The sequence below is a fragment of the Pedobacter miscanthi genome (assembly GCF_032678605.1).
GTDB classification, from domain to species: domain Bacteria; phylum Bacteroidota; class Bacteroidia; order Sphingobacteriales; family Sphingobacteriaceae; genus Pedobacter; species Pedobacter miscanthi_A.
This window is the reverse complement of sequence record NZ_JAVTSU010000014.1, coordinates 147,293-161,597: the sequence shown is the minus strand read 5'-3', so window position 1 is coordinate 161,597 and position 14,305 is coordinate 147,293. Positions and strand designations below refer to the sequence as shown.

Annotated in this window: 10 protein-coding genes; 2 read left to right on the top strand and 8 right to left on the bottom strand. The window is 37.6% G+C overall.

All coding sequences use genetic code 11. The features are described 5' to 3' along the window. The first annotated feature begins 295 nt into the window (after positions 1–295). Together R2R28_RS20570 and R2R28_RS20565 are read left to right on the top strand one after the other, a co-directional pair. Complete coding sequence (locus R2R28_RS20570; RefSeq protein ID WP_316827540.1) at positions 296–481, top strand: hypothetical protein; 186 nt, start codon at positions 296–298, stop codon at positions 479–481. Positions 482–618: 137 nt separating this feature from the next. Next, positions 619–1,188: a DUF2911 domain-containing protein gene (locus R2R28_RS20565; protein WP_316827539.1), complete on the top strand. Its 570-nt coding sequence runs from the start codon at positions 619–621 to the stop codon at positions 1,186–1,188. Between the two features lie 54 nt (positions 1,189–1,242). On the opposite strand, the gene R2R28_RS20560 is transcribed toward R2R28_RS20565, so the two are convergent. The 8 genes from R2R28_RS20560 to R2R28_RS20525 form a co-directional block, all read right to left on the bottom strand. Beyond that, positions 1,243–1,713, bottom strand: coding sequence for a nuclear transport factor 2 family protein (locus R2R28_RS20560; RefSeq protein ID WP_316827538.1), 471 nt, complete (start codon positions 1,711–1,713; stop codon positions 1,243–1,245). 156 nt (positions 1,714–1,869) lie between these two features. Then, positions 1,870–3,324: a RagB/SusD family nutrient uptake outer membrane protein gene (locus R2R28_RS20555; RefSeq protein ID WP_316827537.1), complete on the bottom strand. Its 1,455-nt coding sequence runs from the start codon at positions 3,322–3,324 to the stop codon at positions 1,870–1,872. 11 nt (positions 3,325–3,335) lie between these two features. Next, complete coding sequence (locus R2R28_RS20550; RefSeq protein WP_316827536.1) at positions 3,336–6,458, bottom strand: TonB-dependent receptor; 3,123 nt, start codon at positions 6,456–6,458, stop codon at positions 3,336–3,338. A gap of 287 nt (positions 6,459–6,745) precedes the next feature. Beyond that, complete coding sequence (locus tag R2R28_RS20545) at positions 6,746–7,612, bottom strand: AraC family transcriptional regulator (protein WP_316827535.1); 867 nt, start codon at positions 7,610–7,612, stop codon at positions 6,746–6,748. Between the two features lies 1 nt (position 7,613). Beyond that, complete coding sequence (locus R2R28_RS20540) at positions 7,614–7,979, bottom strand: VOC family protein (protein WP_316827534.1); 366 nt, start codon at positions 7,977–7,979, stop codon at positions 7,614–7,616. A gap of 106 nt (positions 7,980–8,085) precedes the next feature. After that, a complete protein-coding gene (locus R2R28_RS20535; protein WP_316827533.1) occupies positions 8,086–8,712 on the bottom strand; it encodes a response regulator transcription factor in 627 nt (208 codons plus the stop codon). A 35-nt stretch (positions 8,713–8,747) separates the two neighbouring features. Continuing rightward, positions 8,748–11,618 (bottom strand): two-component regulator propeller domain-containing protein, encoded by a 2,871-nt coding sequence (locus tag R2R28_RS20530; protein ID WP_316827532.1) that lies wholly within the window; start codon positions 11,616–11,618, stop codon positions 8,748–8,750. Between the two features lie 108 nt (positions 11,619–11,726). Continuing rightward, positions 11,727–14,096 (bottom strand): phosphocholine-specific phospholipase C, encoded by a 2,370-nt coding sequence (locus tag R2R28_RS20525; protein ID WP_316827531.1) that lies wholly within the window; start codon positions 14,094–14,096, stop codon positions 11,727–11,729. Positions 14,097–14,305: the final 209 nt, after the last annotated feature.

The window sequence follows — 14,305 nt, the reverse complement described above, 5'->3', positions numbered from 1 at the left end:
TAAAAGGCACCTGTTTATTGATTTTGATATTTAATATAAATTTAGAACTGACGATTTTTTCAGCCCTTTTACCTAACTCGGTTGTCCTACTGTCCCGAATATTCGGATCAGCCCCTTTCCTAATTGGATAGATCCTGAATTAAATCCGAAAGCAATCGGGATCAGGGTGATAACCATTTGTATGGAGTATATTGATTATAAATTGGCCTTAATTAATAATTAATTGGATAATTGGGGAAATTCGCAAATTAAAATTTAAAATAAATATTAACTTTGCCTCCAAATAACAAAAAACATGAGTGTACAAGAAAACAGCAGCAATAATTTTAACTGGTTATATTATGCTTTAGGTTTATTCTTCGGAGTTTTTACTGGAGCAATCATTACACAAAACTATATTTTCGCTTTACTAGGCGGCGTTTTAGGTTTGTTAACTGCAGGTTTATTTTTAAACGCAATTGTAAAGGGTAGAAAATACTAGTCCTTAAGCCTTTTATATTTACGTCTCCGGTTAAGGAAACTTTAAATTTAATTTCAAAGCAAACAAGTTCATTATGCGCCTTACCCATGGGTAATATGATGATGACTTAGTCGCTATAGAAAACAAACTACACCTAAATGAAAAATATCTTCATTGTTGTTTTCGCTCTTATATGCTTTAGCGCAAAGGCCCAACAGGCCAGTACCGCAGAAGTGAAATTTCCCGTTGCAGACCCAAGTCCGGCAGATATTGTTTATTTTCCGCTTAATGCCCCAAAGGTAAAAGCAGGAGACCTGACTAAACCGGTTATAAAAATTGTTTATTCCCGTCCACAGAAAAAAGGACGTGACATTTTTGGTGTTTTAGAGCAGTATGGAACGGTTTGGCGTTTTGGTGCCAACGAAAGTACAGAAGTGCACTTTTTTAAAAAGGTTATTATTGGTGGCAAGAAAATTAAAGCGGGCACTTACAGCCTGTTCGCCATCCCGAATAAAGATACCTGGACCATTATTGTAAACAGCGAAACCGATAAATGGGGTGCTTTTACCTATAACCCATCTAAAGATATTGTACGCGTAAATGTTCCGGTGAAAACTTTAGCCAAACCGATCGAATATTTCTCGTTAACCTTTACTCCGGTTAATGAAGGGGCAAACCTGGTAATAGGCTGGGACAAAACGCTGGTAGAATTACCGATCAGTTTTTAAGAATAGAAATAAAGAAAACAAGAAAATCCCGGCCATAAACCGGGATTTTCTTGTTTAACGTGAATTTGAAACCAGTTTTCTGGCTTCACTTTCGCTGGAAATAAATACTTTATACACCTGGCTGATTTTCCACTCGTCATCTTTATTTTTTTCGATGATGACAAAGTTTTGTTGCGCGCCATCAAATAATTCGTAATTGATATCTACACGGGCAATTACCAGTGCGTCGCTTTCGGAAACAATGCTAGAGCTGATGTTGCAATCCCGCTGCACCACACCCTCATTTTTCTTCATCTGGCTCAACACCTCGCTTGCTTTATGTTTAATCACTCTTACATCCCTGTTTGAGGTAAAAACGGCATCCTCGCTTAAAACAGCTTTCAACTTCTTATAATCAGAGTTCATATAGCTGTCCATATAATAATTGATCACTGATTTATGGCTTGCCGTTGGTTTCTCAGTAGCCAGAACATGATTGGTGATTGTAATACCTAGTAATAAAATCACTAAAGCTTTTAGTCTCATAATTTTTTGGTGTTTTTTTATAAAGATCGGGTAGCCTGGAGAATATTAATATGCCGATAACACCTTAATGATGAGGTAACTAAATTGAGATAAAAAACAAAAAATCCCCTTTCAAACAAGTTGAAAAGGGATCTAGGTAGATGTTTTTATTTAGGATTAGTATCCAGGATTTTGTTGCGGTTTTAATACCGGGTTAGCATCTAATTCCGATTGCGGAATTGGAGAGACCAATCTATTATCGCCGGATGGCAAGTTTACAATTTTCCAATGTACAGTAGAGCCTGTTCTGTTTACGCCTTTATTTGTGCGTAAAAGATCAAAAAATTTGTGCCCTTCGCCATAAAGCTCTTTATTACGCTCTAATAATATTTCTTCTATTAATGCATTACCTGTGTTAGGAGAAACTGCCGTTGCCACTCCTGCCCGTTGCTGTACAGCCAATAATGCTTGTTTTGCGGCTGGTTCATTATTAAGTCTTGCTTCCGCCTCCGCTTCTATCAGGTACATTTCAGCAGAACGCATCAATACCTGGTTATTAGCTGTAGTAGTTGTAAAATCGAATTTATTGATTAAGTAGCCTTCACCCTTTTTTCTGTATATCGCTGTGCTTGGATCTGCTGTTGCGCTGTTTTTTACCAAAAATTGTTTTTTACGTTCGTCATTTGCAGCGAAAGAGCTAAAAAAATCGTCGGTTACCCTAAAACTCGAGTAGCCCGAATTGTAAGGATCGTAAAATGATGAAACGGCTAAGAAACCCTGATTGTCATCGGTACGAACACTAATACCATAAATCCATTCGGTAGTTGGCGTATTAAAACCAGTTAATAATGCAGCTGCACTACTTAGTGATTTTCCTGCGCGTGCCAATTTAGCATAACGGCTTGCTTCGGCCCAATTTCCCATATTCAGGTATACTCTTGCCAATGTACCCTGAATGGCAGCAGTGCTCATTCTATAAACATTGGTATTTTTTGCCGGTAAATTTGTTTCGGCGTATTTTAAGTCGTCAATAATGAAAGCATACACATCTTTTACCTTATCCCTGCCCGGTGTAGGGTCGTTAGGGCCAAGCGGTACTTTAACAATAGGCACCCCTAAGGCATCAGGATTAACACTATATGGCTGTGCAAACCAACGGATCAGCCAAAAATAAGTGTAAGCTCTCAAAGCCCTGGCTTCGGCCAAAAATTCGGTTTTCTGTGCGTCGGTTATCGGTGCGGTAGGAATATTGGCAACAAACTGATTCGTATTAGCAATCACTTTTCCACTGTATTCCCACCAGTTACCAACATCGCCATTGCTAGAGGTTTCTATAAACTGATATTGCGCTACAAAACGGTTATAATTTGATGCACCACTTACAATCAGCACGTCGTTACCTTTAACATCAGCGCTTAAAATCATATTATTGGTGTAACCCGAAAAAGTAGTTAAATCGTAAATACCAGTCATGGCAGCCTGAATTTTGGCCAACGATGAAAACGTTTCTTTCGAGTTAATCTGTTGGGTAGGGCTTACCTCCAGAAAATCTTTTTTACAACTGGTAAGATTTACCAATAACAGTAAGGTACCAATGTAAAATGTGGTTTTATATATTTTTATATTTTTCATTTTTCTCTAAATTAAAATCCAACGTTAAGGCCCAGGGTAAATGTTTTAACATTCGGAATATCATTATTGGTTAAACCTGTCAGTGCAGACTCCGGATCCATGCCTTTATGTTTCGCAAGGGTAAATGGATTTTCTGCAGTTACATAAAGCCTAAGCGTTGATAAATGAATGGTTTCCAGCCAGTTTTTCTTTAAGGTATAGCCTAATGTGATATTTTTTACGCGCATAAAAGATCCATCATACAGGAAACGAGTAGATTGATTATTTCCTAAATCAGTATTAGCGATTACAAATCTTGGTACATCGGTTATATCACCTGGTTTTTGCCAGCTATTGAAATTATCAACAGATAACTGTTTACCAACATTGGCGCCTCCGTGCATTAAATTGCCATAAAGAGTGTCGTAAATTTTTCCTCCGGTTGAGAAATAAGTATATACACTTAAATCGAATTGCTGATACTTAAAGTTGTTGTTAAAACCTCCTGTAAATTTAGGCAGTGCTGAACCGAAGTTATTGTATCTTGTGGCTGTAGACCAGGTTTTTGTTGTAATTCTATTGCCTGTTGCCTGGCCGTTAACCACTTCATCCATGTACCACATCGGTTTTCCATCCGCTTGGTCTACTCCTGCATACTCGCGTAAATACCAGTCATATCTGCTACCTCCAACAGTCCATCTTTTGGTCGCATCATCGGCATCAATAACCTCAGCCTGGGTCATTTTTTTGATCTTGTTTTTGTTCGAAGTAATGTTGAATGAAATGTTCCAGTCGAAATCTTTGGTTTTAACCGGATTTGCATTTAATAACACTTCTACGCCATAATTATCCATCGAGGCTAAATTGGTGGTTAGCGTACGGAAACCTGTTAACTGCGAAACGGGCTGGCCAAATAATAATCCTTTTGAACCCCGTTTATAGTAAGAAACTTCTCCGCTTAATTTTCCTTTAAAAAGGGCAAATTCGAGGCCTAAATCGAGTGTCGAATTTTCTTCCCAACGTAAATCGGGGTTTGGTAACTGAAAATAATTAATGCCCGATTGCCCATCGTAGTTTTTACCTAATGCGTATAAACCCTGTGAGGCATATCTTTCAATTCTGTCATTACCAGAAGTACCATAACTTCCTCTCAACTTTAATTCATCAAGCCAGGTTACATTTTTAAGGAAATCTTCCCGTCCAATTCTCCAGGCACCGCCTACTGAATAAAATGTACCATATTTATGATCTGCTCCAAAAACAGAAGAACCATCTCTTCTCAAACTTGCGGATAGATAGTATTTGGTATCGTAGTTATATTCTAAGCGTGAGAAATAAGACGATAATCTTTTTTGCGTATAGTAAGATTGTACGGTATTAGGGGTTGATGCGGCAATTAATTCACTCGTCCCCGGAAAAGGAAAACCTGTGGCCTGTGCGTAAGTATAATCTTGTTTGGTACGGTAAGCTTCCTGACCCAACAATACATTAAAACTATGTAAGTTAAAAGATTTATTATAGGTTAAAGTATTTTGAAAAGTTACGGTTACATCTTCTTTTGAATAACGATACCCCCTACCCTTAACATTAAATCCATCGCCGTGCTCCATATTATAAAACTGACGCTCGCGGTTATTGATATAATCAACAGCAACCATGGTTTTTGCGGTAAAATCTTTTAAGAATTTAACCTCGGCATAAGGGCTTGATATTACCCTGTTTGTGATGGTATTGTATTCGTTTAATTTTGATAAGCCCACCGGATTAAAATCAGTTGTAACCGGGTTAACATAGTTATAAACCGGATTTCCGGCAACATCATATACAACATTCCCGTTAGCATCTCTTACATATAACGGATAAATATTAGCAGTTTGGTCGGCAAAATTTACCGGGTTATCAGAACCAGTACTACCCGCAGGGGTATTTTGTTGTGTACGGGCCAGGCTATTGTTAATTCCTATTTTTAAGAAATCCGTTACTTCGGTATTAATATTAAATTTGCTTGAATAACGGTTAAAATCTGAACGGATCACAATACCGTTTTGCTCAAAATAACCACCAGAGATAAAAAATTTAGTTTTTTCGCTACCACCACTCGCGGATAAATCGATATTTTTAGTTACCCCTCTGCGTTGCACCTCTTTACGCCAATCAGTATCATAAAGTAAGGCAGCTCCATTTGCCAAAACGCCGTTTGCAGCGTAAGGATTAACAGTATTGTATGGATTTACAACCAGTTTACCATTGGTTAATGCATTTGCCGCTGTAGCTGCAGCATCTGGCGCTAAACCTGCCGCCAGTCGTTGTGCATAATAAACATCCCAATAAGTTTTATAATATTGGGTGGCATCCATTACCTCAGGTTTATCTACCGCCTGGTAAGAGTAACCGGTATAGGCACTCAGGTTTAATTTTGTTTGGCCTGCTTTACCTTGTTTAGTCGTGATTAATACCACACCATTTGCTGCCCTAGAGCCATAAATGGCCGCCGCTGTTGCATCTTTTAACACCGTTAACGAAGCAATATCATTCGGATTGATTGACGAAAGCACATCTGATGTTTGCGCTACATTACTTAAATCACCGTTAGTAATGGCAATACCATCTATCACATAAAGTGGCGTGCTCGAAGCGGTAAAAGAGCCAACACCACGGATCCGCACGGTAGAGGTTGCACCTGGCTGACCAGATACACTCGTAACCTGTACACCTGCTGCAGCACCTTGTAAAGCTTTTTCAAACGAAGTAACCGGACGATCCTGCAAAACTTCACTTTTCACTACCGAGGCAGATCCGGTAAAGTTTTCCTTTTTTACCGTTCCGTAACCAATAATCATTACATCCTGCAGGTTTTTAGAAGACGCAACCAGGCGTATAGTTAATGTTTCACCGGTAATTCTTACCTCCTGCTCGGTATAACCTACATAGCTTAACACCAAAGTTTGTGCATTTGCAGGTGCGGAAATTGAAAACGTTCCCTGCCCTGTGGTTTGGGTTAATTGTGTAGTACCCTTTATTTTTATTGATACACCAGGCAATGGCAAGCCATCGTCTGCATCAACCACTTTTCCGGTTATTGTTTTATTCTGCGCCAGGGCGTTGAAATAAGACAAAACCGTCACCATTAAAATCAATAGTAATTTTTGTTTCATGTTGAGAAATAAATAGTTAGTAATTAGTTAATTTTTTTGTTTTCAGCCGGGGATGCATGAAATCAAATCAATGAGCAATTTAGGGGCTATCAAAATCTCAAAATATGCGAAAATCACCGTTTTGGCCAAGAAGGGCTAAAACGCAAAAAAGCAAACTCCAATCCTGGCAGTTTGCTTTTTTAATCATTATTAACCTAAACAGGAAAAAACTTCTACAAATTGTCCTGCAAGAGCTTCAAAAATAGTTTCATCCTGCTGTACAAAATGTGCAGAAATCACTATTTATATTAATTCAACTTACTCTTTTTATACTTTAAAGGCGTAATGTTGAACGTATTTTTAAATAACCTGATAAATGAACTTGGGCATTCAAACCCCACCAAACCCACAATTTCGTTTAAAGAATAATTTGTGGTTTGTAATAATCTTTTAGCCCGGTTTAACCTGAGTTGCATTAAAAACTGATAAGGACTGATTTCGTAGGCTTCTTTAAAAGTTCTTAGCAAATGGTTAACTGATAAACAGGCTTGTTCTGCAATATTTTCTAAAGTGATATTCTGGTTGTAATTACTACTAATGTATTCTTTGGCCAGTGTTAATCTTTTTAAAACTTCTTCGCGCGTTTTGGTTTTAACAAAACTCAGCTTATCAAGCTTTTGAACCACTTCCTTATTGTAAATTTTATAATAGTTTAAAAGGCAGTGGTGCATATATTCGTTAATCAGCATCTCATCTTTTAAACCTCTATCAAGCTGTTTTTTAAGGTGCTGTACATTAAACCGCATATCGCCTGTAAAAGGATATAAAGATTCTATAAACGCAGGCGCTGTTTTTGCTTTCTTTCCATCGAGTAAACTTTCGTTACTGCTGAACAAAGTATTCTGAAAATCTTTTATAAAATTTTCGCCGAAGGAAACGGAAAATGTATTTACCGGGTTTATCGAATCTATTTTACTGCAAAAATCAGTTCCGGCATTTATTACCGCAAACGTATCAGGGTAAATGCTGAACTTACGTTTATTGATTTCGCAGTCTTCAGTACCATTAAAAACAAACTTAATGGTATAGGCATCATTCTGTTGTTCGTAAAGTGCTTCGCAGGTACTTTCACTTACAATTCTGTTTCTGTTGCTCAATTCTTTTACGTACCTCATGCTAATCTTCATTATAGTTACGTTGCTCCAAAATGATAAAATCATTACCATAAGGATCAGAAAATTCTACACTCAAACCCTCACTTAAATAAGATGGTGTTTTTTTGAAAATAACGCCCCTCGATCGTAGCCTGCAATAATCTTCTAAACAATCATCGCTTTTTAATACAATTTTATTGGTTTGGTTTTGGTGCTTCCGTTCTGAAAGAAAAATACTGGTTTCGCCATCGGCTTTAACCAATATTCCTTTTTCCTGATCAGCGATCATGGTTTTTTCGGTAAGCATACCTAAACAATTGGTATAGAAGGTGTCTGCATCATTTAGTTGCTTCACTTGCACGTAAAATAATTTTGCAGACTGGTTCATTTATTCCATTTAATTGTATGGTGTAAAATTAAACTGGAATCGGAAAGGAAGGATCACCCAAAAAGGGTGATTTTAGCATTATTTTTTAACCAGGTATTGTTATGGCTTAAATAAACCGCTTTTCTTTTGCGGTTTTAATGGCTTCGGCTTTAGAATTTACATCGAGTTTGATGTAGATATTTTTGACATGGCTTCTAACCGTTTCCTGATCGATAAAAAGATCATTGGCAATTTGGGGTTTTGTTTGTCCGTTGGCAATTCGATCCAATATCTCGGTTTCTCTTTTAGTTAATGGAGAATTTAAGTTCTTTTGAAAAGAATGCATTACAATTCTAGCCACATTGGTGCTCATGGCGCCACCTCCGGTACTCACTTCCCTTACGGCATCTATAATTTTTGCAGCACTGGAGTTTTTGGTTAAATAACCTCCTGCCCCCATGGTTAAAGCTTCGAAAACCAATTCAGGCGAATCAAAAACGGTTAAAATGATAATATGGGTTTGTGGTAAGGCTTTTTTAATAAAGGGCAACGCCTGCAGGCCATTTGTGCCCGGCATTTGAATATCAAGCAGGATTACATCAGGTTGATCGGCTTCTAAATATTTCCTGGCCAGATCATACGATGCATAGGAATTTACAACGGCAAAATCTTCTACATCAGTTAATAACGATTCGTAGCCCATTCTTAAAATATCATCGTCTTCTATTAAAACGATTCGTACATGCTGGTTCATTTTTAGGGTGTGTTTATGTTTAGACGCCTTTTATGCTATTTTGTGACAGGAATCCGGGTAGAAATTGTTGTGGTGGTGCCTTTTCCTTTTATCGAAGAAATCTGGAAGGTAGATTTGATGCGTTTGCAACGGGTTTGAATGTTGTTTAATCCCCTCCCTCTCTCAACCGTTTCGAGATCAAAACCTTTACCATCATCAGTGGTTAGGATGTTGATGGTATGATGATCGGTTTCGATAACCATAATTAATACGTGGGTGGCCTGGGCATGTTTTAACACATTATTCAGCATTTCTTTAAAAATGAGTGTCAGGTTTCGGTTAAATTCCATTGATAAATGCAGTTTCTGATATTTACCCAATACCCCTTCCATTTTAAAATCGATCCCCGTATTCTGAAAAAGATCAATCCCAAAATTTTTAATGTGTATTAAAATCTCAAAAAGGTTATCACTATGAGGATCCAGAGCCCATAGAATATCTTTTGTTCCGGTATAAAGCAGGCCTGCATTTTCCCTGATCAACCTGATCAGTTCTTTTTGATCCTGTTCAGCCCCATCCACCTTTTTATCCAAAAGCTCCGATAAAATATTTATCCTGGTTAATTTATTGCCAATATCATCATGAAAATCTTCTGCCGTTTGTTTCCTGATTTTTTCCTGCTCCTTTTGCTTTAATTTTTCGAACTGGTATTTTTTTCGTTCCCTGTTTTTAAAAATGAGGTAAAAAATGAACCAGATTAAAAAAATCATCACCAGAAATGCAATTACCTTAAACAAAACCGTATCGTAATAAGGTGGTACAATGGTAAAGCTAAACTGTTCTATATTGGATTGCTGTCCATTTGCGATGGCATATACCTGAAAAGTATAACTGCCGGGCCTGATGGCAGAATATTCGATCTCTGTATTGGGAACAGGTTTGCTAAAATCGTTATCTGTACCAACCAGTTTATAGCGATAAAGTACACTTTCGGGATTGGTAAGATATACACCCTTGAAACTAATAGAAATATGGTTCTGACTATAATTTAATTTGTAAAAAATGTCACTCCTTCTATTTAAATCAATAGAAAGATCTTTCGAACGGTCGTTTTTATGAAAAACATTTACATGCTGAATATGAATAAAGGGACTTTTTTTGTTCTGGCTTGGCGGTACAATTTTGCATTGGATGATTCCGTTAATGGTGCCCACCAAAATATTGTTTTTGTAATTGATAATCGCATTTTGATTACATTCTACAATTAAGGCATGATCCCTAAAAACTTCATATCGTTGTTCCGCTTTATTGAAGGTTAACTTATTAATTCCGCGACCTGTGCCTGCCCATAAATTTTCCTTATTATCGGTTGCCAGGCTATAAATATCGTTCGAATTTAATCCGTTAGCTACCACATAACGTTTAATTGCTTTGGTTTTGAGGTTCCAGGTTACAATTCCGTCGCCAAGCGTAGCAAAAACCAGGTTATCTCCATGTTTTATAATGCTTAAGATGTATATATTTTTAAGTGCCTTAATCTGGAAGGTACGGTCTATTTTTTTATTCCTGATCAGTGTAACACCATTCGAAGTACCCAGCAACACACTATCCTTACTTAGCGGGTAAGGAAAAATGCAGGATGAATAGCCATCAAAGCCACTTATTTTTTCGATTTTCCCATCTTTTAGATAAGTGGATGATTTTAATCCATTTATCCAGATTCCTCCTTCAGCATCCTCAGCAATAGAACTATTATCAAAACGTTCAGGCTTTAATATCTGTGAAAATTTTTGACCATCATACATCCAAACGCCATTACCATAAGTAGATATCCAGATATTTTTTGCCCTATCGGCATAAACGAAATAAATCTTTTTATCCTTAAAAATCGGATTATTAATATTTTCTACTTTTTTACCATCATACCTAAAAATGCCCTTATTATAAGTTCCAAACCATAAGTTATCATTTTTATCAGCCGCAATTCCACTTATAGGGTAAGCAATATTTTGACCTTTAAATTTATTGTAGCGAATAAAGGCATCACCTTCATATTTATAAATCCCATCACTGAAACAGGAAATCCAGATGTTATTTTCTGTATCACTAAAAATCTCATTTACCTGGTTATCGCTCAGTCCGTTTTCTGCATTAAAATAAATAAACGAACCATTTTTACGAATAAGATATGCCCCTTTTTCAGAGCCGACCCACATATTGCCTTTATTATCCTGTTCTAAAGCATAATAGGTATCAATGGCCGGGTTTTTAAAAAACGGTTTGGTAATCCCATCCTCCACTACGTAAATGCCGCTACGATAGGTTAAAAGGTAAATTTTGTTTTTTAATTTACGGTCAAACAGGATTTTTCTAATGGATAAGGCACTTACTTCATGAGGCAGTTCCTGAAAAATTACCCAATTGTTATTTTTAAGCTGATATATTCCTTTTTCTGCAACAACCGCGTAAAGATTTCCGTATTGATCGGCGTTAATGGCATTAACATGTAAGCCCGCTATAGAATAAAAAACGAGTTTGCCTTTTTCAATTTTGAAAAGTTTCCATTCAGTTATTCCCCAAATGGTTCCTTGTTTGTCTTTTAGCAAAGAATTAATACTCTTTCCTGAAAACAGGGTGCTTATTTTTCCCTTTTTTAAAGTGTTGATTCCGGCCTCTGTTCCAAAATAAACCTGTCCCTGGTTATCTTCGAGAATACAGTTTATCGAATTTGAAGCCATTCCATCAGCTTTGCTGTAAGAGGTAAATATTTTCCCGTCGAAATTACTTACACCCCCAAATGTACCCAACCAAAGCGTTCTGTCTTTTGCCTGATAAATGGCCATTACCTGCGATTGCGGCAGGCCATCTTTTAAACTGTAATTGGTAAAGTTATAGCTTTGGGCCGATAGCCGAAGGCTACAAACCAAAATGAAAGAAATTATGAAATTTATCTTGACTATAGACAGTTTACTGCGCATACAATACAAAATAAGCATAATTTCTTTCAAATACCATCCCCCAGAAAGGGGGATATTTTAGGCGTTACCCATATAAGGATCGGTTTGGGTAATTTCTCCGGTTTCTACCTTACCCGCATAACGTTGTTTAAAAATCCCGTTACCACTTTGTACAATACTGAAATCGTACCAATTGGCATTTTTACTGAGATTAAGTACAACATTAGTGCTCGATTTTGGCTTTATACTAATCATTTTAATGCCGTTTTTATATTTGTTATCGATTACCTGCAGGTTAATTAAACCCGCACTTTTATTCTCTATCGCAAAAACTAAATTTCCGTTAAGTTTTTTACTCACCAAACCACTTTGCTCGGGATAGGCTTTTATTGCAATTGCAGGATTCTTTTTGCTCCCTGCAAAATGCCTGTAAAAACCGTTGGGACCGCTTATCGCTAAATCATAAATCTCGTTGTCAAAATCATCGATCCTGATATTATCTTTTATCATATCGCCAGCCTTTACTGCGTAAGCCCAGTTTTTACCTGCAACACCTTTAAATTTGGCTATTGTACTCATGTTAAATGGAGCGCCAATGCTTTCCGTTTCATTGCCGAACAAGGTTTTTGCCGATTGGAAAGTAAGTTCGATTTCATTATTTACCAGATTCGCATTAACCATTAAATGATAAGGGAGCGCACAGGCATGTTTGGTTCCATTTTCCTGCTTGGGTGCATGAACCGATGTTTCACGTGAAAAAGCTTCTAATTTATTGATTTTATCTATTTCTGTTTTATTTAAAGCCGTAGGACCAACCTGCGCAGGTTTATTTTTTGCATTGCCGATATTGGTTACCACCACATCGCGTTTTAATGGTTGCGGAGATTTAATTTCTTCGCCATTGTACGGCCTGAATACCGAGGTTAAATCGCCGCAAATGTTTCTGCGCCAATCGCTGATGTTATTGCTTTTAACAGTTTTACCTGTTTTTTTTGTTAACCATTTTTCCATAAACATGAGTGAAGAAGTATGATCAAAAACCTGTGAATTTACAAAACCACCCTTGCTCCATGGCGAAGCAATAACCAAAGGCACACGGTAGCCTAAACCAATCGGACTCCCCTTTCTGCCTTCGAAATCTGTAGTATAATTAATTCCGGCAGATACTTTTCCACTGGTTGGATCGTCAGGATTTGGCACTACAAAAGGTGGCTGATGATCAAAATAACCGTCATTTTCATCGTATGTTAAAACAAAGATGGTTTTTTTCCAAACCTCAGGGTTTTTAGTTAAAATATCCAAAGCCTCACTTACGTACCAGGTTCCATATAAAGGCGAACTGGTATGATCTGAAAAACGCTGGGGCGCCACCAACCACGAAACTGCTGGCAATTTCCCGCTGTCTACATCTTTCCTGAACTGGTGAAAAATGTCTCCTTTAGGAATATTGATCGTTTCAGACTGACCCTGGTCATTTTTAAAGGTAAAAGGCTCTAATTCCAGGTAATCTTTTTGTGAAATATTAGTGGTAAAGGCCTTATCGACCAGATTTTTCTCCTTTTGCGATAATTTATCATATTTCTCCTGAACTTCCCTGGCTGTTAATGCTGGTTTAACCGTATTATCACCATTTTTTCTAAAATAAGCAGATAATTTAACATTGTGCCTGCTGATGTATTCAACAGGATTATCACCATAATTTCCCAACCAATCATCGATTTCGCCTTCAGGAAGTTTAGAAGTCCAGAGTTCGTTTTGATAAATGCGCCAGTCGATTCCGTTATCTTCCAATGTCTCCTGAAAAGTTGGCCAATCTACAAATACATTATTTTGTGATTCGGCCTGATCGTTATTCACCACCGCTACACGGTTAGCGCTTTTTTCTCCGCGTATTGTACCAGTGAAAAAGAATAACCTATTTGGCGTTGTTCCTGTCAACGAAGAACAAAAATGCTGGTCGCATATCGTAAAAGCATCAGCCATGGCGTAATAGAACGGAATATCATTCCGGTCATAATAAGCCAAAGTCATTGGTGTTTTAACCGGGAGCCATTTATCGTAACGGCCGCCATTACGTGCCGCAACCTGATCATTCCACGAGTGTGGTAAACCACCTTGCCAGGTAATTTTTGTTTTGTTAATGTCTACATGAAAAGGTGCATAAGTGTAACCTTGCCCATCTTTTTGCAGCCAAACTTTGTTACCATCAGGCTGGATGTGCGGGTGTGGATCATTAAATCCGCGAACGCCTTTCATTTTACCGAACATATGGTCGAACGACCGGTTTTCCTGCATCAAGAAAACAATGTGTTCCGCATCATAAAACGTGCTACCTGGTTCTGGGTTAATCGCCATGGCTTTTAACACCGAACTGGGCAAAGTGTTGGCCACGCCTGTGGCACCGGCAAATAATGCCGCTTTTTTTAAAAATTCTCTACGTGAGTCCATAAATTATACAATATAGCTTAGATACCGCAAGTTATGATTTTTAGTCCAAAGTCCTTAGTCTGCAGTCCATAGTCGAGTAAGCGATAGAAAATCAATTTACAATTTGCAGTCAACAGTTAACCCTAACAATGAAGCAATTGAACAATTCAGTGGGCAATTTGCAGTAAACAGTTAACCGATTTAAACAATTAACCAGTTAACCTAAACAA